The following is a 23,274-nucleotide window of genomic DNA, read 5'->3' on the forward strand; positions in this document are numbered from 1 at the left end:
CTGCCACTTCACAAGTAACAGGTAGCGATTCTCTTTTTCAATACATTTTTGTAGTTGATGTTCAATATAACCAGGCATAGAACAAATAATATGTTGAGCTTTATTAAAAGCCGCTTCAAATTCATCTTGCTGCCCAGTTCGAACATCTAAAATAGCTTGCTCTAGAATCATTACACCGGCCTATTTTTACGACTAACAAACACGTAACCAATCAAGCCAAACACAAAATCTAGTAAGGCAGCCACTAGAAAACCGCTAACTAGCCCCCAAACCAAGGCGATTGGATTGATTAAAATGACATAGCTGTATTGCTGCATCGTTTCTTTTAAGATTTTACTATTGGGAGTTAATAAAACATGTGTTGTGCGAAAAATAGAAGACTGCGCTAGAGCAGATAACTCACTTTGTAGTTGAGTAACACGATCAGACATGTAACGAATATTAATAGCGTCATCTCGAAAAATGACATCATCACTTTTTTCATAATGAGCCACTAAAGCTAACATGTCACCATTAAAGTATTTATCAGCTGTCTGCTGAAAACCAGCGATTAAATCCTTAGCTTCGAGTAAATGAGCATCCACTCGTTTCTCATATTGGTCCACTACAGCTGGGATCTGAATGCCCATTAATAAACCACTACAAAACAAAATAAGCCTAAAATAGTCTGTAATAAATTTCATTTTATATACTCATGCCAACCTATCTATACCTTACTTAAGGCGATTTACCTTGCCGCTAAATTAGTGAACTTCTATAGTAATAGAAGTTTTGGTAAGGAGATAAGAGTTTGTTAAATTTAACTCAGTACGTTTGTATAATGACACTATTCAGCATCAGTTTATCCATTTTTTCAGCAGAACCTGAAAATTTAGTGACTAAACACTCTCAATCTTGCCCTGAAAATTTTTATGCTTTACCCGTGCTTCCAGAAGCAAAATTTTGCCAACAGTTTTCTACTAACTTGCCAGCTAGCTTGTCGTATCACTCTACCAATGATCAAGAATCAGCAATCAAATTTTATTTGGATAAAGCAGGAAGAGCTGAAACCCAAGAAAAATCAAAAGGCCGCACCGTATTACAATATAAAAATGGACAGAAGATCGTTATCATTTCTGATGATGGACAAGGTAGTCAAATCGACATCCTAGTGAAATCAGAGAGCTAATCCAGTTGGCCATCCCTGATAAGGGGTGGGTTTAAATTATTTGGCATTTTTATTGCAAAACATTCTTCAAAACTATACCTCAGTCAACTTTTTGACATTTGTTTTGGAGAAATCATGGAACTTGCAATTGTATTAATGATGATGTTAATCATAGTGGCTGTGGCTGCAATGAAATTACATGAACCTTCACTCGCTTTTCCATTTAAAAAGAAAGCTAATTTATTCACTCCAGTAGAACGTTCATTTTTAGAACTCATTGAAAAATCAGTCGGTGCTGATGTCCGTATAATGTGTCGAGTAAAAATGAGTGACGTTTTATCGGTACGCCAAAACACAGACAAAAAAACCATCAAAAATGCTCTCACCAGAGCAGGTGGCAAACAATTCGATTTTGTATTGTGCTCTAAAGAAAACATGACCCCAATGTTGGCGATAGATTTAGTACACAAAAAAGGTAAAGAAGGATATAAAAACCAACGGGATTTTTATGTGAGTGGCGCATTAAATGCAGCTCATGTACCTCATGTAAGAATTAAAGTTCGCTCTGGTTATACCGTAAAAGACATTCAAGAATGTATCCAAGCCAAACTACCTAAACAAAAATACAAAGTACCACCTGTTATGTCCGGTACGGCTAAACTTGCTAAAGACTTTTCTAGTCAAGCCAGGCCTACACGTCCCATTAAAACAAATAAAACGGTGCCAAGACCAGTTGTGGCGGCTTAGTTCATCGTCAAATTTAAATAACCCGAACTCTGGATAAGCAGGGCCTCTCGATAACGCTCTTTTTGCCCCTAACTGTGTTGGTTTTCCTAGCAATAGCTCGCTATTACGTACGAAAAACCGCCTTGTTAGGAACGAAAAATTTCGTCACCGAGTAATCTACTACTAATATCTAAAAGTATATTTATAGATAGGCTATTGAATTTTATTGAAAAATTCAAAGTGGAACGACACTTCTTATCCAGAGTTCGGGTTAAATATTGTTAACCTAAAAAATCCGATGAATTACTCATCGGATTTTTTATGAATATAGACACGTTACCCACCACACAAAACACATCAAATATAAAAATTAAATTTAGTATATAATTCCCTGTAAAGCGCAATGAATTAAAATTAAATTCCAGATATGACAAACCGCTGTTTACCAAAATCAATTTTACTTAACCGGATCATGGTTTTGTTTGTTTGTTTGTTATGCGTTTTTTCGATAATACTTCCGGTAAATGCTGCAACACCATATCACCCTAACATTACTCCTTATGCCATTGAACCCTACGCTTGGCCAGAATTAGAAGGTTTACCTAACGATAGTCTATTCGACATAGTGACAGACAAAAATAGCCATTTGTGGATGGGTGGAGCCAATGTCATTCTTAAATATGATGGTAAAAAACTCACAAAATATGTGCCCGAAAATAACGAAGACCAAGAAGGCTCTTACACCTACTCGTTAACCAAACGACAAGATGGCGAGCTATTCGCCATGTCTCGCACCCAAATGTTTCATTTTAAAAATAATGTTTGGAAACCTTATGGACCACAGGTGTTACCTATGCCTGCAGGGTTCTGGTTACAAAAACGTATTATTTATGGCAAAGGAAACTTTTGGCAAAACTCTAGAGAAGAACTACTGCGCATCAATCAGAATGAATTTGAATACATTCATATGGGAAATGGACATGTCGAGCACTTTATTATTGATGAACAAGGCTTCTTTTGGGTTTTATTTCGTCAATCAAAAAAAATAAAACGCTTTGCCTTCAATAAAGGTAAGTTTGTTGAACTAAACAGCTGGCCACTTGCGATAAAAAATATACAACAAAGCAAGATAGTGCAATTAACTAACAATCAATTATGGATAATCAATAAAGATCCACAGCAACCTCCACTGGTGTTAGATAAACAAAATATTAATCAAAGTGAACTCCCTACAGCTAAGTGGCAAGAGCTGCGTTATCCCAGTACAAATGGTTATAGTAACCAAGCTGTCATACTCAATAAACACAATAATATTTTGCTTTTTTCATCAAGCCATTTGCACTTGAAGACAAAAGACCAATGGTATTCAGTGGCCCTGAGTGACCTCAACATTACTCGAAATATTTTATCTCTAATCAAAGCAAAAAATGGTGATATTTGGTTACTTGAACTAGGCAAAGCTGTTCGTCGACTTAACTCTGTCAATCCTCGTCAAATCACACTGAATAACTTAATGTTCGGTTGCGAAAGTCAAAACAATGAATTTTTCATTAATAAAGAGGGGGACATAGTTCAGCACAATCAATTAACCAACACTTGGTTAAAACTCGAAAAAAGTAACGAACTCATATCCACACCTCTGAATATAATGTGTACACAAAATAACGATATCATTATTTATGGGTCCGATAACAAAACAGCCGCAATCACCATTTTGTCTGCGGACTCTGAACTGAGTAGGTCCAATGGTTCCTATAAAAGGCGTAAAATCATATTGCCTCAATTGCACCAAAATATTGGCCTACTTTCAGCCCTAGAGACAAAAAGTGGTGATATTTATTTAGGTCGTAATGACGAATTGCCTAAACAAAACGGGGTGTTAGTTAAATTAGAATATCAAACGGGTAAATATAAAATCACCAACCTTCCATTGGCTTATTTTTATAATCGTGTGGCATCCATAACTGAACTAGCAGACAACAAGTTGGCAATTAGTAACTCTCATCTGAATATACTTAGCCCAAATAAACGCGAACCAAACTCCAATACACAAGCGCTTATCTTGCCTGATAACTTTATTTCAGCTTGGATTGAAGGCCTCACGTCAGATTCACATAACAACCTTTGGATTGCCACCTGGCATTATGGTGTCTTGGCATACAATAACGGGCAATGGCAGCAATATGCCCTCAATGAGGGGTTGAGTGGTAAAAATACAGCCAGCATCGCGCGCTTAGAAAATGAGAATATCGTTGCACTAACCCAGAACCGCGTTGACAGGTTTGATGGGGCTATATGGCAACCATTAGATATCCGTGGGGCAAAAGCAATTAGAGAAGGCAGTAATATTGCTGAAGGTAGCAATCAAACAATTTGGGTAAATCAAGCTTCTAGAGAGTGGACCTTTAGATATCAAAGGCCTTATCCCTACAATAGTTTTGAGTACCATCAACAACAAGACATATTTAAAACTATTCGATACACCCCAACGAAATTGGCCCCATCAGTTGAAATTAAATTAGCCAACCCTTTAGCTGAATATCAAAACTCAGCGCTAGTATCTTGGCGAGGATTTGATCAATGGTTTGAGACACCTTCTGCAAATTTGAAATATTCCTATCGAGTCAATGGCGGTGAATGGTCAATTTATTCATCAGACACCTCACATTCATTTACTAACTTATCGCCTAAAACCTATACCATAGAGGTTCGGTCAAGGGATGGAGATGGCAACGTTTCAGCCGTGCCAGCCAATTTATCCTTTACCATCAGCGCACCTTTCTGGCAGAAAGCCTGGTTTTATGTTGTGGTTATTGTGGTATTTATTTTAATGCTGGCTACGCTCTTGATTTTAGTCGCACAAAGACTAAAACAAACCAGCAAAATCAACCAAGTTCGGATGGAATTTTTAACTCATATCTCTCATGAACTTCGTAACCCTCTTGCTTTAATTATTTCGCCCATAGAAGAGTATTTTCAAAAATATCCTACACAAAAAAATTATGGGTTGCAGCTAGCGCTACGTAACGCAAACCGACTTAAAGAATTGATTGATCAGTTATTAGATTACCGTCGATTGCAAGCTGGAAACGTCACCTTAGAAAACAAACCTAATGATTTAATTCAAATGGTTAAAATTCTGATTGCCGACCTTAATTTTATTGCTGAAAAGAACCAGCAAACCATCAACTTAAGCAGTGATTTCAACTACTACTATTGCTCTTTTGATTATGATGTTGTTAGGAAAATTATCGAAAATCTACTCACTAACGCACTCAAATATTCAGACAAAAAAACAACTGTCCTAGTCAAAATTGAAAAAAAACTAAAGGGCATCAATATCTCAGTAGAAGATAATGGGATAGGTATTCCACTAGCAGAGCAAAAACATATTTTCACTCCCTTTTATTCACAAAAAGTGCATCGATTTGATAACCATAATAGTTTTGGTATTGGTTTATCTTTAGTCAACGATTTGGTGAAATTACTGCAAGGCAATATAGAAGTTAAAAGCCCAATAAAAGACCGCCAAAGTGGTACGCGATTTACGGTGAACTTACCTCACTTTGTCGAGCTTAAATCAACAGACTGCCAACCCAATAGTGAACAAAAAATCGTGGAGCAAGTAACAAAAGAAGAAAATGACCTCAAACAAATCCCAATTCCCACTCAAAATTCAAGCAACAAAATCCACCTTTTATTGGTAGACGACAACACAGAATTAACTTTCTACTTGCAACAACAACTATCAGAAGACTTTTATTGTCACGTTGAAGACAATGGTAAGTTAGCACTAGCTTATGCAGAAGAGCATATTCCAGATATCATTATTTCAGATTATAAAATGCCTGAAATGGATGGATTGGAGCTTTGCCAAGCTCTTAAAGAAAATATAGCCACCAGCCACATCCCCTTATTACTGCATACTGCTATGACATCGGAAGAACATCAATTAAAAGGTTTATCTTTTGGTGCTGTAGACTATTTATTAAAACCTGTTTCGATTCAACTATTAAAAAGCCGGATCCACAGTCTAATAAATCACCGCGCTCAACATGCTACTTTTGTACAAAAAGCGCTACAACGTAATCAAGAGATACCATTCGCCAAGACAACTCCGAATAAACACCTTGAGCCACAAGAAGTCGGTGAGATTAACGAACAAAATAGCGGCTTCACACCTTTAGATACAAACTTAGTTGTGACTCTTCAAGAGCAGAAATTTTTGGAGATTGTACACCAGCAATTAAAACTCAATTTTAAAAATACCGAGTTTAATGCTGAACAACTCTCACAACTTGTCCATATGAGCCGCAGCGCCTTTTATCGAAAGTTCAAAGCGCTGACGAATATGACACCTGCTGAACATATCAAAGTTTACAGGCTGAATATTGCCAAAGATTTATTATTAGAAGGCTATACGGTATCGGAGATTATTCGACAAACGGGTTATAGTGACCCCAGCTCATTTAATCGAGCCTATAAAAATCACTTCGGAAAGAACCCTTCCAAAGAAAAATCTTGAAGATTGTCTCCTGACTATTTGTCCATTATTGTTGATAATTTGTATCAAAATTGTATCAAGAAACAGCCAGTACCACCTAAACCATTGATTTAAATGGAATTTCAAATATGAAAAGCGAAATGCAAATTTTGACTCTGAGCTCAAAATTTTTTAAGGTAGCTTTAACATTACATTCACACAATTTTATTAACTCACGCACTGACCTAAGTAATCTTGAGTACGACAAAATAAAATACAAAAAGTGATACGTGGAGAACCATTTTGCATCATTTACACTCAATATGTCATTTTATTGGCTTGGTGATTTCATTCATTTTTAAATCTAAGAAATATGTTCTTGCCAGCTTATTAATGACACTCCTTTCTTTCAAAGTATTTGCTGAACTCAAGTTTAATAACGATATTCGACCTATTCTTTCAGACAAATGTTTTCACTGTCACGGGCCAGATAAAGCGGACCGAAAAGCTGGCTTACGTTTGGATACAGCCGATGGTCTTTTAACTGATTTAGGCGGATATTTCGCTATAGTACCAGGTAACCCAGAAGATAGTGCGGTGTATAAACGCATCACGCATAGTGATCCTGAAGAACGTATGCCGCCTGAGCATATGCACAAAGACCTAACTGAAGCTGAAAAGAACACCATAAAACAATGGATAAAAGAGGGGGCAAGTTATCAAAACCATTGGTCTTTTGAACCTATCATCCAAGAAAGCATCCCTAAAGTTAAACAAGAATCATGGGTGCATAACCCTATTGATAACTTTGTTCTATCTCGTTTAGAACAAGAAAACCTTTCACCTTCTAATCAAGCTGATAAATACACCCTAATCAGAAGGCTAGCCTTAGACTTAACCGGTTTACCACCAACAGCAGAACTGATTAAACAATTTACTCAAGACGCCTCAGATAAGGCATACGAAAAAGCAGTAGACACCCTAATGGCTTCACCTTCTTTTGGCGAACATCAAGCTCACTATTGGTTAGACGCGGCTCGCTATGCTGATACTCACGGCTTACATTTAGATAATTTACGAAGCATATGGCCATATAGAGATTGGGTAGTAAATGCTTTTAACCAAAATCAACCTTTTGACCAGTTTACTATTGAACAACTTGCTGGAGACTTATTACCCAATCCCACTCCCGCACAATTAATTGCGACAGGTTTTGTAAGATCCAACCCCAGTACCAGTGAAGGGGGTGCCATAGATGCAGAATATGCAGCTATTTATGCTAAAGACAGAACCGAAACTTTATCCACTGTATGGATGGGCTTAACCACGGGTTGTGCAGGTTGTCATGACCATAAATTTGATCCCATCTCGCAAAAAGAGTTTTACCAGCTGACTGCATTTTTTAGAAATACCACTGAAAGCGCTATGGATGGAAATGCCGCAGATTATCCGCCTTCAATGCATGTTTATAGTCCAGAAGACGCCTTATTAACCAAAACTTTAAAAAATAAAGATGAGAGTCTCAAGGACAAAATAAAACACCTTAGTACCAGTAGTTCTGATGCAATCAAAAGCTGGATAAAAAGTGCTAATAAACAACAATCATTGCCCTTAACAACCAAAGAATTAGCATTTCATTTGCCGGCCAACGAAGGAAAAGGAAGCCAACTAAAAACTCAGTTAAATCAAAAATATTCGACTGCCAAAATCACCGGAAAATACCAATGGGTGGATGGTAAACAAGGTAAAGCCCTAGCCATTAACAAATCAACATTAATAGAACTAGGTGACGCCGCTGAATATGATTATGAAGATAGTTTCAGCGTCAGTTTTTGGATTAAACCACCAAAAGAAGACATTAAAGCGCAACCCATAATCAGTCGAATTAATGTAGATCCTGAAAAAGGGTGGTGGGATCGACAGAGCAAAACTGCTGGTTGGTTTGTTGAAGCATTAAACAACAAATCGTTAAGGTTAAGTTTAAATTTTGGTAACACAGCTTTTATTCACGGCAGTTTTTGGAATGTAATGGAGCCTGATGCATGGCACCACATTACTATTCAATATGACGGTAGCGCCAACCAAAATGCATTTAGATATTTCGTAAATGGTGAAGAGCGTGGCAAAGCGCAAGCTAAAAGCTTATCGCCAGAAGAATTAGCAACTGTACAACAAGCAAAAATTGACAGTCCTTTAGCTATTGGTTTTGTGCAGAATCCTTACGCCAATAAAGAAGATCGTAATGCCCCCGATAATGTAGAGAAAAATAACAAAACCCCTTATGTCGCGATTCAAGATATCAGGGTGTACAACAATGTACTAACGCCTGAAGAAAATAACCTAATCGCCAAATTACCTGACATCCAACAAGCGCTTTTGGCAACAAAACGAACAGCAAAACAACAAACCTTGTTAAGTGCTTACTACACCAGTCAGTTTTCTCAAAAAGGTCAACAATACTATGCAGAACGTCGTGCCCAAATACCAAAAATAACGGCCATTCACCAACGTACACCTATCACCCTTATTCTAGAAGAGAAAAAAGACAGTAAACCTTTCGCCCATATCTTAAATCGAGGCCAATACGATGACGAAGGTGAAAAAGTATTTTCAGGTACCTTAGCCTTGTTACCCAAAATTGAAAAAACAGAAGGACTCAATCGCTTAGATCTGGCCAAATGGTTGGTTAGAGATGACCACCCTTTGACAGCGCGTGTGACCATTAACAGATTTTGGCAATATATTTTTGGCCGAGGTTTAGTAGAAACCGCTGGTGATTTTGGCAGTCAGGGCACTCCCCCAACCCATCCAGAGTTATTAGACTGGTTAGCTAGTGATTTTAAACAAAATGGTTGGGACATGAAACGCGCAATCAAACAAATGGTCATGTCAGCAACCTACCAGCAATCATCTGCTTTTAATGAATTATTATTGTCCAAAGATTCTCTCAATACTTTGTATGCACGAGCCTCAAGACCACGATTACACGCCGAGGTCATTCGCGACCAAGCATTAGTGGTGAGTGGTCTATTGAATGAAAAAATGGGAGGTAAGCCAGTTAAACCTTATCAACCTGCGGGTTTATGGAAAGCCGTAGCGTATACAGACAGTAATACCGCCAAATTCGAACAGGATCACGGTGACAAGTTATACCGTAAAAGTTTGTACACTTTCAGAAAACGCACCGCATCTCCTCCAGGAATGTCGTTATTCGACGCCCCTGATAGAGAAAGTTGTGTAGTGCAAAGAGAAGAAACAAATACGCCCTTGCAAGCCTTATTATTAATGAACGATCCCCAGTTTGTGGAAGCGGCACGGAATATGGCGCAAAGAGTATTAACCACAAAAACAGAAGACAAGTTTAGTTTCCTTATTAATCAAACCCTTGGCCGATTACCTGACGAAAAAATGCTAAGCAGCTTACAAATGTCGTATCAACAGTTAAACCTGTTATATCAAAGTAACGAGACCGCCGCTAAGGACTTAATTAGCATTGGCGAATCAGAAGTAGATACATCACTAGACCCAATAGAGCTTGCTACATGGACCATGTTAGCGAACCAAGTGTTTAACTTAGATGAATTTATTACCAGAAACTAAGGCCTGTTGGAGATAGATATGAACAACGACGCAGATTTTGCTAAAAACTTTAACACCTTAAGCCGCAGAGGTTTTTTAAAAAGTGCGGCATTAGGTGCAGGAACAACAGCTCTTGGTGCTCTTTTAGGACAAAATGCCCATGCCCTTGAGAAAGCCAAATACCAATTAGGTCAAGGTAGTTTAGGTTCTCCTCATTTCAAACCAAAAGCGAAAAGGGTTATCAACTTATTCATGGCAGGTGGTCCGTCGCAACACGACATGTTTGACTACAAACCCAAAATGAAAGACATGTTTGGTAAAGACTTACCTGAAGAAATCCGTAACGGTCAACGGTTGACAGGCATGACTTCGGGTCAAGATAGTTTTCCTATCGCACCCACCAAATATGACTTCAAACAATATGGAGAAAGTGGATCTTGGGTCAGCGAGCTTTTACCCTACACTTCAAAAATGGTGGATGATTTAACCTTTATTAAATCCATGCACACTGAAGCCATTAACCATGACCCTGCCATCACCTATATTCAAACGGGTTCACAGCAGCCTGGCCATCCTAGCATGGGTGCTTGGTTAAGTTATGGCTTAGGCAGTGAAAATGCCAACCTACCCAACTTTGTGGTTTTACATTCGAGTTGGACCGGCAGAAAGTCGGCTCAAGCCTTGTACAATAGATTATGGGGCAGTGGTTTTTTACCTGCTAGTCACCAAGGCGTATCGTTCCAATCAAATGGCGATCCAATCTTATATTTAACCAATGCTAAAGGGGTTAATGCAGACGTCCGGCGCACAATGTTAGACGGTCTAAGAAACTTAAATGAACAGCATTTTGAGAAGATGGCCGATCCTAGTATTCAATCTCGCATAGCGCAATATGAATTAGCCAACCGAATGCAAAGTTCAGTTCCAGAACTAACCGATCTTAAAAAAGAAAGTAAAGCGACATTAGATCTATACGGTCCTGACGTGCACAAGCCAGGCACTTTTGCATATAACTGTTTAATGGCTAGGCGTTTAGCAGAACGAGGGGTGCGTTTCACTCAAATTTTCCATCGAGGATGGGATCAACATCAAGATATTGCAAAAGACTTACCTAATCAGTGCCGTGACGTAGATCAAGCCTGCTATGCGTTAGTTACGGACTTAAAAGCTCGTGGATTGTTAGAAGACACAGTTGTGACATGGGGAGGTGAGTTTGGCCGAACTATCTACTGCCAAGGTAAATTAACCAAAGAAAACTACGGACGAGACCATCATCCTCGAAGCTTTACAACTTGGGTAACGGGTGGTGGATTTAAGCCAGGGATCACCTACGGTGAATCAGACGAGTTTGGTTACAACATAGTCAAAGATCCTGTGCATATACGCGACTTAAATAGAACAGTGTTGCACCAACTGGGTATTGACCACAAACGATTGTCGGTAAAACACCAAGGACTAGATCAAACACTTACTGGTGTGGAAGAGTCACATCTAATAAAAGGCATTATTAGTTAACGGATGTTTAGCACACACCAATTTAACTAAACACTCGTTTTAGAGAATACAGATTTAGAGAATTTTATGCAGTCATCATTACGCAAAAAAGTACCAACACAACTAAAACATGCTTGGGTTATTGGGCTTGGATTAATTGCCTTTTTACTTCTTCTTCCTTCGTTAGCTACGCTGGATGGCGAAGCAGGTAACGACTGGGCAATATTTTTCGGCCGATTTCATATCGTGGTATTACACCTGCCAATCGGTTGGTTAATGATTATTCCTTTTTTGGAATTGCTTGCAAGAAAATGCGCCCTACCTGAACTTAAAAAAGCCATACGATTCATTTTGTTATTCGCGTCGGCATCCGCAATTTTGGCTGTAGTAATTGGTCTAACCTTAGCCAGCTCTGATGGATATTCTGGTGATATAGTCACCACCCATATGTGGTTGGGGATCACCACCGCAATTTGTACGATCCTAGCTTGTTTGTTTAACGAAAGTTTTCAAGTATTAGCTAAAAATCTATTGCAACGCGCTTATTTCGCAAGCTTGACCACAGCATTAGTAGCCGTCACTTGGGGAGGCCACCTAGGAGGTTCTTTAGTACAAGGCGAAGGTTACTTAACGGAGAAATTACCGACAGAACTAAAAGTGACCTTAGGATTAGAAAAACAAGAAGAGTTACTTAGTTATGACACTCCGATTTACCAAGGGTTTATTGAACCTATGTTTGCTAGGCAATGTATGAGTTGCCATAACGCAGGCAAAGTAAAGGGGCAATTCAAGTTAGATACTCTGGAAGATTTGTTCAAAGGTGGTAAAAGCCAAAAAGCAGGAATAGTGGCAGGTAACCTCAAATCTAGTGAAGTATTCCATCGAGTGACCTTGCCTCGTAGCGACGATAAAGCAATGCCTCCGGAAGGCAGAACACCACTAACAGAAGAACAAACGGCTCTAATGCGTTGGTGGATAGAGACAGGTGCACCCACTACAAAAACAATCAATCAACTAGAGTCTGAAGCGCTACCCCCTGAGATTATCGCTTTGTTAGACGACAGAATTAATGCATCAGCAGAACGATTATTTCCGACAAAAGTATTCACCAGTGTTGACCCAATACAACTAAACCAACACATTCAAAAATTGAAAGCTGACTTTGGTATAGACATAGTGCCTGTGTCTCAGGATCCAAAAGACGGCTTACAAATCACCGCCTTTAACTTCCATACCTCTATGGATGACAACGCTTGGCAGGCTTTATCTCCATTGGCGGAATTTATTACCTACGCTGACTTTGGCAACATGACAATCACAGAATTGAGCTGGCAGAAAATTGGCAAACTTCCGCAGTTGCGCTCATTACTACTGGATAATGCAAGCCTAGAAAGTACCGAGTTAGCTTCGTTAAACCAGTTAACTCGACTTCAAGTGCTGAATTTATTTAACACGAGCATCAGTGACAAAGAAGCGGCTAATATTGCCCAAATTAGTAGTTTGAAAAAGCTATACCTTGGCCAAACTCTGGTTACTGAGACAGGTATTGAAAACATTCAAAACTCACTTAAACAAGCAAATATTTATCATTCCTTAGTGGATAAAGCGGTACAAGCATTACCTGAACCAAACATCGATGAAAATCAGTCGAAGTCATCTGACTATGCTGAATAACTTAATAAATAAAGGGGTTACTTCCCCTAGGTTAAAAATGAAATTAAAACTTACAACATTATTAATGCCCGCATTGTGTAGCTTAGCTATCACTCACGTTTTTGCACACGAACACAAAGTGCATAACTTGGACAAACCTGCTCACATTATAGAAGGTCAAACCATCATTTCTGGAGGATATGAGTATCAACCGGACTTATTGCAACTCCCCAAAGAAATCAACATTAAACATGCTCATGGCTTAACACGTGATAACGAAGATAATATTTATTTGGCGTATGAATCAAATGAGATTAACGATAATACCCACGCAATCGCCATGTTTAACAAAGATGGGGAATTTGTAAAATATATTGGTGATTCAAAATATGCATGGGGTTCACCTCATGGCTTAGATCTCGTTTATGAAGATGGAAAAAAGTATTTATACCTTAGCGCTAATTGGCTTACTGTAACTAAGATAGATATGCAAGGTAACCTAATCTGGCAATCGAAAGAAGCACCAGAAACGGATCCATACAAGGTTGAAAAACCTAAGTATCGTCCGACCGACACAGCAACGAATCCGGAATCAAAACAACTCTATGTGGCAGATGGATACGGCAGTAGCACTATTACCGAAAGGAACAAGGTATCAGGAGTATTCGCCAATAAATTATGGACAGGTCAACAGTCTGGCAAATCATTTAAAACGCCACATGGTGTCACTTACGACACTAGAAACGATCATATTTTAGTGGCCGATAGAGAAAATAGCCGCATAGTTGCATACGATACCCAAGGCAATTTTATTAAAGTAATTGAAGGTGAAGGTATCAGCCGAGTGTGTAATACAGACACTTGGCAACAAGAGTTGTTGGTGCCTAATCTAAATGGCACTGTGGCTTATTTAGATAAAAACAACAAACTCATAAACACTATTGAAATAAATAAAGTTTTGGGAGCAAAAGGTCATAAACATCCACATGATGCGATATTTATGTCTAACGGAGACATCGTTATTGGCACCTGGAACCCAGGTAAATTGTCTTATTGGAAAAGATTAAAAAAATAACCCGAACTCCGGATAAGCGGTGCCTAAATTGCAAACAACAAAAACAAAAAAACCAGCTAAGTAGCTGGTTTTTTTATTTTATAGCAGCCCTAATTCAGGACTTAAAAATTAAGCGTTTACAAACTCTTGGCCTAATTTAATGTCGCCGCGTAAACCTTCTAACATCGCGTTTTTAGCATCTTCTTCAAAAGCACTTAACTCGCCATAAGAAAGAATTTCTTCTACACCGTTTTTGCCTAAACGTACTGGATGAGAGAAGAACTCTGCGTCGTCACTGTTAGTTTCAACGTAAGTATATTCCACTACGTTTTCACCACGCATAGCATTAACTAAAGATAAGCAGAATCTTGCTGCTGCTTGACCCATAGATAAAGTAGCTGATCCGCCACCGGCTTTTGCTTCAACTACTTCAGTACCCGCATTTTGGATACGAGTTGTTAAGCTTGCTACTTCTTCGTCTGTGAAGTCTACACCTTCAACTTGTGACAACAAAGGAAGAATAGTTGTACCAGAATGACCACCAATAACTGGCACATGCACGTTTTCTGGGTTAAGACCTTTCAAGGTACCCACAAACGTTTCAGCACGGATAACGTCAAGAGTCGTCACACCGAATAATTTGTTTTTATTGTAAACACCTTTCGCTTTTAAAGCTTCAGCAGCAATCGCTACTGTGGTGTTAACTGGGTTAGTAATAATACAAGTACATGCTTCAGGGCAGTTATCTGCAATGGCATCTACTAAGTTTTTAACAATACCCGCATTAATATTAAATAAGTCAGAACGATCCATGCCTGGTTTACGTGGTACACCAGCTGGGATCAATACTATGTCACAACCTGTTAATGCTTCAGCTAAGTCATCTTTACCGAAACCTTGTACTTTAACATCTGTAGGGATATGGCTTAAATCAACGGCCACACCAGGAACTACTGGCGCAACGTCGTACAAAGACAATTCGCAACCTGCTGGAAGTTGAGTTTTTAACAATAGTGATAACGCCTGGCCAATACCACCGGCTGCACCTAATACTGCTACTTTCATTTTTATCTCCTGTGAATGCTATGTGTGTAGGGCGTAATTTTAATTCTAAGCCCTTATTCTTACGAATATTTTTTATGTGTTCAAACCCAAAAACGACTAAACGCCTATGAGAATGCGCGGCATTATACTAGAGCAAGCTGACCTTTTCTGTATAATTTTTGTTCTAACTAAGCGCTTTTTAATCAAGGCGTGGCTTTGAAGGCCAATTTGGTATAAGTCAAAACGCTACAACAAAGAGTAAAATGCGCTTAGGACGAATCCGCAGGACAGCGTTTGTGGAGTCTTTTTGCTGCTTCAGTACTCACTTATGTAGAACAACTACATTATACTCGTACTTCATTGCAGAAAGGCTCCGCAACTCGCTGCAAAAAAATAAAGAAAAGGTCAACTTACCCTCTTTACTTGGTCAATATGTGGGCAAATTGCTTAAACCCAAGCAATGGGGCAAAATAGCAGCACTAAAAAACGAGGGACATATGGCCAGTATCAAGCAAGAAGCGTTAATAAAAGCATTCAAAGACATATTAAAAACTGAAAGTTTTGGCTCACAGGGTGACATTGTGAATGCCTTAAAAGTGCAAAGTTTTGACAATATCAGTCAATCTAAAGTATCTCGTATGCTCAGTAAATTTGGTGCCGTCAGAACCCGTAATGCTCGAGGAGACATGGTTTATTGTCTGCCTCCAGAGTTAGGTATGCCCACGGCCAAAAGCCCACTTAAGCAGTTAGTATTAGATGTTGTGCATAACAATGTTATGGTGATTATTCGCACCAGTCCAGGCGCAGCACAACTGATTGCTCGATTGTTGGATTCCTTGGGTGAAAAAGATGGAGTATTAGGCACAATTGCTGGTGATGACACAATATTTATCGCGCCGGCAGATATCACTACAATAGAAGAAACTCGCGATCGAGTAGAAGCTTTGTTTGAGAATGTATAAACCTCCCCTTACAAATCAAATTACAAACAAAAAAAACCGGCTAATTAGCCGGTTTTTTAGTTCTAGTATTTACTTCATATTTAGGTTAGAAGTCGTACGTAATACCAAACTGTATTTTCCATACCGATTGTGAAAGCACTTCTAAATTCTCGATGCTTCCTTGATTACGTAGGTTGAAATACTCGTATTGTCCACCATCAACGATACTTGCAGAAACTACGGCACGTTCATACTCATAACGAGTACGCTCAATTCGGCCCCAATCAGAGTTAAGCAAATTACCAAGGTTTTCAACATCAAAGAACACATTCAAGCGGTGATCTTTACTAAAAGCAGGTAGTTCTTGTTGGATCCGTAGGTCGACAATAGTTGACCATGGTGAATTGTCACCATTACGCGGCGCGATACTACCTTTGTACTGCGCTAACTCTGAAGTATTAATATAGTTAAAGAGTCTTTGTTGTTCAGCTTGATCGCCACCAAATGAGCTTGCAGCAAAAAATGGGTCACTAGGTCCTGTTGGAACGTAAAGTAAGTGACCTGCATCATCGTTACGGCTCTCACGAGCACAACGACCGCCGCCAACATCTAATACACAAGCATTGTTTTCGCTGAATGTATAACTGTAAGGTTGACCAGTACGACGGGTTCCGAATATAGATACCTCAGTAGCGTATCCTGAGATTAATTCTTGCTCCCAATTCAAGCGCATTTTAAACATGTGCTCAGTCTGGAAGCTTGAAGTGCCTGCACGTGGACTCTGACGGTCATAAGCTGCGAAGTCAGAATAGTTTGATGTTGCAGTTGACGAAGTACCATAACCAATGTCTTCTACATCTGCATAGGTATAGCTAGCAAATAGATCGAAGTTACCGTAGTCCGTTTCCCAAGCATTAGTGGCTGTAAATGCGATTAAGTCACTAGAACCAGCATCTTCATATGATCCCACTGCGATAGCTTCTGGCCCCTCACTACAGTCGTAAACACTACGACCATCAGGTGCGATTCCTACAGGCACTTCACAGCGTTGATCATACCAGTATGATGCATCTTCAAGGTTGTTGTGTAGGTAGTCAGCAGATAATAACCAATCTTCACCTAATACAGGAAGGTCTGCATAATAAGAAAGACCAAGACTTAGTTTCCAAGTCGTTGGAATTGCAAAATCAGGACGAAGCGCATTTACAGAGCCATCAGGTGCTTCACTTGCTAACGCATTTAGTACATCCTGTGGAATGTATTGGCCAGTAGCAGAGTCAGGAGTTGTAGGTACAAGTACCGTTCCAAAAGCATTCGAGCTGTCAGAAATCACACCATCGTTAGAATAACTATTTGAAATCCAAACACTTGGTGCGCCACCCGAGAAACGACCATAGCCACCTCGAACAGTCAGGTCGTCAGTCGCTAACCATTTAAATGAAACTCTAGGAAGAAGCACATCTAAACCGTCAATATCATTGGCGTTAGAGTAACCATAACGGTTTTTGAAGTTCTGGTTTTCACGAATTTCGCCTGTTGATTCATACCAATCGTAGCGAAGGCCAGCGTCAACCGTAAGATACGGATTAACATCCCAAGAATCCTGTAAATATAAAGAGTTAGAGTTATAACCCCAAATAGCTCGTAGGTCATTTTCATTGTTGGTTACGGCATTGTTATACAATAGACCAGACGCAGTAGCGTTGCGTAAATCTTCAATACTGTCAAAAACGTATGAACCTTCTGAGTTTTGTGCAAATAAATTATCGACTTCAACTTCTTCACGTTCAAAACCAGCTTTAAAAATATGGTCGCCCATAGAGTATTCAGCTAATAGCTTGATAGTAAAAAACTCTTGATCAAGTTGGTTACCGTGACGGAAACGATCTGGTCCAGTTACTAGATAGTTTTCATCGCCATCCACTTCACGTAAGAACACTGCAAAAGAAGGAAATTCTGCGCCATTTAATGAATTCTGGCCTGTTGCTTGAGTTGTATTCGCAATCTTTATTTGAGTAGAAAAGTTTTCAGACCAATCAGAAAAGACGTGAGCAATTACACTTTCTACAGTTTCAGAACGATCATACCAAGCTGAAGAGGTACCTAGTCTATTGTCTGACGCTAAGAAGTTATTACCATTTTGTTCACGTATGCCGTTTCCTTCGGTACTTAGATAAGTGAACTTAGCACGATGGTCATTGGTAATATTCCAATCTATATTGGCAAGAATTTTTTCGTCTTTTGCAGGACTCTTGTCAAAACCTCCAATATCGAAACCCCATACGTCAGAAACAATCTGACTCACTTGAGCAACATCGTCTAAGGTAATGTTAGCTTCGGTATTTAACGCACCTGAACCAGCCGGTCCATCTCTAAGAGGTTCAATTTCTTCTATACTTTCAAAAGCCACAAAAAAGAACAACTTGTCTTTGATAATTGGTCCACCAAGGGTAGCGGCAAAGCTTTCATCTTTATAAGTGAAGTCAAATTCGTCATCGCCGCTTTTATCACCAACAGTAGAGTCGTCATTAAAATAATAACCCACTGAACCTTTGAATTCATTGGTGCCTGATTTGGTTACCGCATTAATTGTTCCACCAGTGAATCCATTGTATTCAACATCAAATGGGGCAGTTTGAATTGAAAGAGACTCAATTGCGTCATAAGAAATCGGAGAGCCTTTGGTTGGGTAACCATTTGCATTTAAACCAAAACGGTCATTCAGAGCAACACCATCGATAGTCAAAGAATTAAAACGGCTATTAGCACCAGCAATCGTTAACTCTTTAGCGCCTCCACTTTGCATGTTTACCGAAGCAAAAGGGTCCATCATTGCGGCATCAGTAATATCGCGGTCAATCGATATCACTTGAGATAACGCTTTAAGACCAAGGTTAGTACTTAAACCTTCATTAGAAAAACCTACGGCGGCTCGAGTGCCAGTCACTTGAATCACTTCTGTAGAACTTTGGGCTTCCACAGTAACAGGAAGAGAAAATACCTGATCTAGTGATAAGTATAAGTCTTCAACTTTGGTTGAGGAAAAACCATCACCACTAATCTCAACTGTGTATGGTCCACCAATACGCAGACCACGTGCAGAAAACGCACCGCTTGCGTTTGTAGTTGCAGCTGAAACTGTACCTGAAGGTATGTGGGTAATAGTTACTGTTGCGCCAGAAAAGGTAGTTCCTGCTTCGTTTGCAACATTACCTCGAATTGATGAAGTAACTGACTGTGCCATTGCTGCTGACGAAAGCCCTACAGAAATAGCGACCGCAATCGCAATACGATTGAGTTTGTTATTCTTTAACATGATATATTTCCTATTGTGTGTGTTCTTTTTTAACAATCCATTCGCTTACCTTGCTGAACAGATCTCTATAAACTCATTATGGTCGACGTTAATGCGACTTCTAATTAATGTGTCCAGAGTGTAGCAGATAGATTATGACACTTTTATTACAGTCACAAGTGTGTAAGTTAAATTTCATCAAACTGTCGCATTTCTTTGATGTAAACCCGCCAGATAACAACATTTGTTAACAACTTAGTTACAAAGCTGACCAAGCAGTCTGCTATAAAAATTATATTCGTCACTGACTTTTATGCCTTTCACTGGTATCTTTCTTATCAATTATTTAGTTATTAATCGGAATGGTATGTCTAGCCCACTCATTATTGCCATATCAGGAGCATCTGGCTCTGGTAAGTCTTTATTTACCGAAAACTTGTTAAAGGAGTTTTCAGAAAAAGGTAAAACGGTACAGGTTCTTCGAGAAGATCATTATTATCGTGCTCAAGATCATATGCCTATGCTCGAACGAGAAAAAACTAATTACGATCACCCCAAAGCTTTTGAACATGAACTACTTGTAGAACATTTGCAGGCCCTTAAAAACTGGCAATCTATTGAATACCCACATTATTGCTATAAGACTCATACCCGCCTTGATCAAACTGAAACGTTAAATTCAGCTCCCGTTATTATTATCGAAGGCATAATGCTTTTAGCCAACGATGCCTTACAACATATGTTTGATATTAAAATATTTGTTGATACCCCTTTAGACATTTGTTTATTACGCAGAATGAAACGAGACATTGCTGAAAGAGGCCGTAATTTAGAATCGGTTGCTAACCAATATGAATCTACGGTAAAACCTATGTATCATCAATTTATTGCACCAAGCAGATTTACAGCTGATGTGATAGTAACTCAAGGCGGAGAAAATAGAATCGCCCTTGATGTCATCAAATCACATATTCAGCAAAGTTTGCTTTAACTCTTACCACAGCGTTAATTACTATTAATAATGATAATAAAAAGGAAATTATATGGTTAGTTTAATCGGTGTTGCACTGATGCTTTTTGTTGCATTTGCAGCGTCGTCTCACAGAAAATCTATCAATTGGCGAACGGTTGGAGGAGCCTTTGCAGTGCAAGCTGCAATCGGAGCTTTGGTTTTATATTTCCCCCCTGGCATTCAATTTTTATTGGCATTAACTGGGTATGTAGAAAATATTATCGGTTATAGCCAAGATGGTATTAATTTTATTTTTGGTGACTTAGGTAATAAATCTATAGGTTTTATATTTGCCTTCAACGTCTTACCCGTCATTATTTTCTTTTCTTCATTAATCACTGTTTTATACCATTTAAAAATAATGGATATCATCATTCGTGTTATTGGCGGATTTTTACAAAAAGTATTAAAAACCAGTCGACCTGAATCCATGTCAGCGGCAGCTAATATTTTTGTAGGGCAAACTGAAGCTCCGTTAGTCATAAAACCATATATCCCAAATCTCACTCGTTCTGAATTATTCGCTGTAATGGTCGGAGGGTTAGCCTCTATCGCAGGTTCTGTAATGGCTGGCTATGCGGGTATGGGAGTTGAAATAAAATACCTATTAGCTGCAAGTTTTATGGCTGCACCTGGTGGGTTATTGATGGCTAAAATGATTATTCCCGAAACTGAAGAATTCAAAAACGAACTAACCGAAGAGGCCAGTAAAGAAAATCAATATGCTAACGTATTTGATGCCGCAGCAAGTGGCGCGGCTTCTGGCTTGAAATTAGCCGTAAATGTAGGGGCTATGTTACTTGCATTTATTGGCTTAATAGCTTTATTAAATGGATTAATAGGATGGGCTGGCGGTTTATTTGGCACTGAAAATTTAAGTTTTGAAGTGATTTTAGGTTATGTTTTCCAACCAGTGGCTTGGACCTTAGGTGTTCCTTGGTCTGAAGCTAACATAGCCGGCAGCTTTATTGGACAAAAAATGGTGGTGAATGAATTTGTGGCCTATTTAGACTTTTTGCAACACCAAGAAGATCTATCTCCCCATAGCCAAGCCATTATCATTTTTTCATTGTGTGGATTTGCCAACTTTTCTTCTATTGCTATTTTAATGGGTGGCATAGGCGCATTAGCACCCAGTAGACGTAAAGAAATTGCTCAACTTGGACTTAAAACAGTACTAGCAGCCACGTTAGCTAACTTAATGAGTGCAGCACTCGCTGGGTTTTATCTCAGCCTCTAATAACGTAAAATTAAAGGTTTTTTATGGAATTAATAGCGGTCGATTATCAAGCACCTAATGCTGATAAATTATTTGTTGAATCTTTACGCACAACTGGCTTTGGGGTACTAAAAAATCACCCCATCAGTCAACAGCGCGTGCGTAGTATTTACGAAAACTGGCAAATTTTTTTTAATAGCCAAGAAAAAAATGATTTTGCCTATAGCAAAGAAAAACATGATGGTTTTTTTTCGACCTCTGTTTCAGAAACCGCTAAGGGATTTAAAAAGAAAGATATAAAAGAGTATTACCATTATTATCCTTGGGGTCGCTGCCCTGAGTCTTTAAAACAAGAGATTTCTGATTATTATAAGGATACTAACGCCTTAGCTTCTGAATTGTTATCTTGGGTAGAGAAATACTCACCTAGTGAAATATCTGAAAAATACTCGCAGTTATTATCTAGTATGGTAACTAACAGCGAGCAAACTTTACTTCGCATATTACACTACCCACCTTTAGACGGTTCTGAAGAGCCTGACGCCATTCGTGCAGCCGCTCATGAAGATATTAATCTCTTAACTATTTTGCCGGCAGCCAACGAACCAGGTTTACAAGTTAAAGGTACAGGAGATAGTTGGATAGACGTACCTTGTGATTTTGGTAACTTGATAGTCAATATAGGCGACATGTTACAAGAAGCCTCCGGAGGATACTTCCCTTCAACTACCCATAGAGTTATTAACCCAAAAGGTAGTGATCAAACGAAATCGAGAATTTCTTTACCATTGTTCTTACATCCCAACCCAGAAGTCATATTATCTGAGCGCTATACTGCAAAAAGTTATTTGCAAGAACGTTTAGATGAATTAGGCGTTTAGTCATATACTAATAACCCCTGAAAGTCATGTTCAGGGGTTATCATTTTAACTCCCCTACTTTCAGCTAAAGACCCATCGCTTTAAAACCAAACTACCTATTCTGTAAAAAACTGAGTTTATCTTGATATACACCTTCTATACTTAGGTTCTTGGCATTATTTCTAGCTTGTTTCAGGTATCGTTCACTTTGTTTCAATTCGCCAATTTCAAAATAGACTCTAGCTAAACCAAAGTAAGTTTCATGTTTACTTCTATCCAAAGCTAAGGCCTTTCTAAAATGGGCTAAAGCTTCATCCCAATTTTTCCGTTCTATTTGTTCTTCACCAAGGTTTAAATGATAGTAAGGGTTATTTCTACGTTTTGTCTCAACCCAATTGAACAGTTCTTGTGACTGAACTGTTCTATCAGTGAAACTGTATAAATGAGCCAAATTTTCCCATGCTGTTAAACTTTTCTCATTTAAACTAATGGCATATTGATAGGCGTCTTCTGCTTGTGGGAAATATCCCATTTTTCTATAAAGAATACCCATATTCACCCATGCAGATTGAAATGTAGGGTACAGAAGAGTCGCTTCTCGGAAATACTTATAGGCAATTTGAAGATCACCTTTCACTAACGCATCGGCACCTTTATTATTATAAAACATATCAATCACATGGCGTTTGCCAACAATTTTTTTAGGGAAGTTATTACGAGAAGGTTGTGGGTCAAAGTCAACTTGATAACTTCGGGTCTGAAAAACA

At 38.8% G+C, this 23,274-nt stretch carries 16 protein-coding genes; 11 read left to right on the forward strand and 5 right to left on the reverse strand.

Annotation, left to right across the window (positions count from 1 at the left end):
• The coding region (locus ACSHXM_RS14435; protein ID WP_435689648.1) for an antibiotic biosynthesis monooxygenase family protein at positions 1 to 171 on the reverse strand (171 nt) is incomplete at its 3' end.
• Positions 171 to 683 carry a DUF2937 family protein gene (locus ACSHXM_RS14440; RefSeq protein ID WP_435689619.1) on the reverse strand — a complete coding sequence of 171 codons (513 nt, stop codon included), beginning with the start codon at positions 681 to 683 and terminating at the stop codon, positions 171 to 173. The genes ACSHXM_RS14440 and ACSHXM_RS14435, both read right to left, overlap by 1 nt.
• A 107-nt stretch (positions 684 to 790) precedes the next feature.
• Here ACSHXM_RS14440 and ACSHXM_RS14445 point away from each other — a divergent pair, with 107 nt between their 5' ends.
• The 7 genes from ACSHXM_RS14445 to ACSHXM_RS14475 all read left to right on the forward strand — a co-directional run bounded on the left by ACSHXM_RS14445 (position 791) and on the right by ACSHXM_RS14475 (position 14,157).
• Complete coding sequence (locus ACSHXM_RS14445) at positions 791 to 1,168, forward strand: hypothetical protein (protein ID WP_435689621.1); 378 nt, start codon at positions 791 to 793, stop codon at positions 1,166 to 1,168.
• Between the two features lie 114 nt (positions 1,169 to 1,282).
• On the forward strand, positions 1,283 to 1,894 hold the full coding sequence (locus ACSHXM_RS14450) for a DUF2726 domain-containing protein (protein ID WP_435689623.1): 612 nt from the start codon (positions 1,283 to 1,285) through the stop codon (positions 1,892 to 1,894).
• A 406-nt stretch (positions 1,895 to 2,300) separates the two neighbouring features.
• Complete coding sequence (locus tag ACSHXM_RS14455; protein ID WP_435689625.1) at positions 2,301 to 6,398, forward strand: hybrid sensor histidine kinase/response regulator transcription factor; 4,098 nt, start codon at positions 2,301 to 2,303, stop codon at positions 6,396 to 6,398.
• Between the two features lie 351 nt (positions 6,399 to 6,749).
• Entirely contained in the window at positions 6,750 to 9,956 is a 3,207-nt protein-coding gene (locus ACSHXM_RS14460) for a DUF1553 domain-containing protein (RefSeq protein WP_435689628.1), read from the forward strand.
• An 18-nt stretch (positions 9,957 to 9,974) separates the two neighbouring features.
• Entirely contained in the window at positions 9,975 to 11,450 is a 1,476-nt protein-coding gene (locus tag ACSHXM_RS14465) for a DUF1501 domain-containing protein (protein ID WP_435689630.1), read from the forward strand.
• Positions 11,451 to 11,516: 66 nt separating this feature from the next.
• On the forward strand, positions 11,517 to 13,103 hold the full coding sequence (locus ACSHXM_RS14470; protein ID WP_435689632.1) for a c-type cytochrome domain-containing protein: 1,587 nt from the start codon (positions 11,517 to 11,519) through the stop codon (positions 13,101 to 13,103).
• A 37-nt stretch (positions 13,104 to 13,140) separates the two neighbouring features.
• Entirely contained in the window at positions 13,141 to 14,157 is a 1,017-nt protein-coding gene (locus tag ACSHXM_RS14475) for a hypothetical protein (protein WP_435689634.1), read from the forward strand.
• A gap of 108 nt (positions 14,158 to 14,265) precedes the next feature.
• On the opposite strand, the gene mdh is transcribed toward ACSHXM_RS14475, so the two are convergent.
• A complete protein-coding gene (gene mdh / locus ACSHXM_RS14480; protein ID WP_435689636.1) occupies positions 14,266 to 15,201 on the reverse strand; it encodes a malate dehydrogenase in 936 nt (311 codons plus the stop codon).
• Between the two features lie 476 nt (positions 15,202 to 15,677).
• Here mdh and argR point away from each other — a divergent pair, with 476 nt between their 5' ends.
• On the forward strand, positions 15,678 to 16,142 hold the full coding sequence (gene argR, locus ACSHXM_RS14485) for a transcriptional regulator ArgR (RefSeq protein ID WP_435689650.1): 465 nt from the start codon (positions 15,678 to 15,680) through the stop codon (positions 16,140 to 16,142).
• 85 nt (positions 16,143 to 16,227) lie between these two features.
• On the opposite strand, the gene ACSHXM_RS14490 is transcribed toward argR, so the two are convergent.
• Positions 16,228 to 19,437, reverse strand: coding sequence for a TonB-dependent receptor (locus ACSHXM_RS14490; protein ID WP_435689638.1), 3,210 nt, complete (start codon positions 19,435 to 19,437; stop codon positions 16,228 to 16,230).
• A gap of 346 nt (positions 19,438 to 19,783) precedes the next feature.
• On the opposite strand from ACSHXM_RS14490, the gene udk reads away from it, so the two are divergent.
• The 3 genes from udk to ACSHXM_RS14505 are packed head-to-tail and all read left to right on the forward strand — an operon-like array spanning position 19,784 to position 22,528.
• The gene (gene udk / locus ACSHXM_RS14495; RefSeq protein ID WP_435689640.1) at positions 19,784 to 20,407 is read left to right on the forward strand and encodes a uridine kinase; all 624 of its coding nucleotides are present in this window, start codon (positions 19,784 to 19,786) and stop codon (positions 20,405 to 20,407) included.
• 52 nt (positions 20,408 to 20,459) lie between these two features.
• Positions 20,460 to 21,668 carry a NupC/NupG family nucleoside CNT transporter gene (locus tag ACSHXM_RS14500; RefSeq protein ID WP_435689642.1) on the forward strand — a complete coding sequence of 403 codons (1,209 nt, stop codon included), beginning with the start codon at positions 20,460 to 20,462 and terminating at the stop codon, positions 21,666 to 21,668.
• A 23-nt stretch (positions 21,669 to 21,691) separates the two neighbouring features.
• Positions 21,692 to 22,528 (forward strand): 2OG-Fe(II) oxygenase family protein, encoded by an 837-nt coding sequence (locus ACSHXM_RS14505; RefSeq protein WP_435689644.1) that lies wholly within the window; start codon positions 21,692 to 21,694, stop codon positions 22,526 to 22,528.
• Positions 22,529 to 22,619: 91 nt separating this feature from the next.
• Here the strand turns inward: ACSHXM_RS14505 and ACSHXM_RS14510 are convergent.
• A partial coding sequence (locus ACSHXM_RS14510) for a tetratricopeptide repeat protein (protein ID WP_435689646.1) occupies positions 22,620 to 23,274 on the reverse strand: 655 nt, incomplete at its 5' end.

This window comes from Paraglaciecola sp., assembly GCF_051252315.1.
Lineage (GTDB): Bacteria > Pseudomonadota > Gammaproteobacteria > Enterobacterales > Alteromonadaceae > Paraglaciecola.

Excerpts from the sequence above, each read along its gene's own strand:
- ACSHXM_RS14460 (WP_435689628.1), top strand. The coding sequence starts at position 6,750 with ATGACACTCCTTTCTTTCAAAGTATTTGCTGAACTCAAGTTTAATAAC.
- ACSHXM_RS14455 (WP_435689625.1), top strand. The coding sequence starts at position 2,301 with ATGACAAACCGCTGTTTACCAAAATCAATTTTACTTAACCGGATCATG.
- ACSHXM_RS14450 (WP_435689623.1), top strand. The coding sequence starts at position 1,283 with ATGGAACTTGCAATTGTATTAATGATGATGTTAATCATAGTGGCTGTG.
- ACSHXM_RS14470 (WP_435689632.1), top strand. The coding sequence starts at position 11,517 with ATGCAGTCATCATTACGCAAAAAAGTACCAACACAACTAAAACATGCT.
- argR (WP_435689650.1), top strand. The coding sequence starts at position 15,678 with ATGGCCAGTATCAAGCAAGAAGCGTTAATAAAAGCATTCAAAGACATA.
- mdh (WP_435689636.1), bottom strand. The coding sequence starts at position 15,201 with ATGAAAGTAGCAGTATTAGGTGCAGCCGGTGGTATTGGCCAGGCGTTA.
- ACSHXM_RS14500 (WP_435689642.1), top strand. The coding sequence starts at position 20,460 with ATGGTTAGTTTAATCGGTGTTGCACTGATGCTTTTTGTTGCATTTGCA.
- ACSHXM_RS14475 (WP_435689634.1), top strand. The coding sequence starts at position 13,141 with ATGAAATTAAAACTTACAACATTATTAATGCCCGCATTGTGTAGCTTA.
- udk (WP_435689640.1), top strand. The coding sequence starts at position 19,784 with ATGTCTAGCCCACTCATTATTGCCATATCAGGAGCATCTGGCTCTGGT.
- ACSHXM_RS14505 (WP_435689644.1), top strand. The coding sequence starts at position 21,692 with ATGGAATTAATAGCGGTCGATTATCAAGCACCTAATGCTGATAAATTA.
- ACSHXM_RS14440 (WP_435689619.1), bottom strand. The coding sequence starts at position 683 with ATGAAATTTATTACAGACTATTTTAGGCTTATTTTGTTTTGTAGTGGT.
- ACSHXM_RS14490 (WP_435689638.1), bottom strand. The coding sequence starts at position 19,437 with ATGTTAAAGAATAACAAACTCAATCGTATTGCGATTGCGGTCGCTATT.
- ACSHXM_RS14465 (WP_435689630.1), top strand. The coding sequence starts at position 9,975 with ATGAACAACGACGCAGATTTTGCTAAAAACTTTAACACCTTAAGCCGC.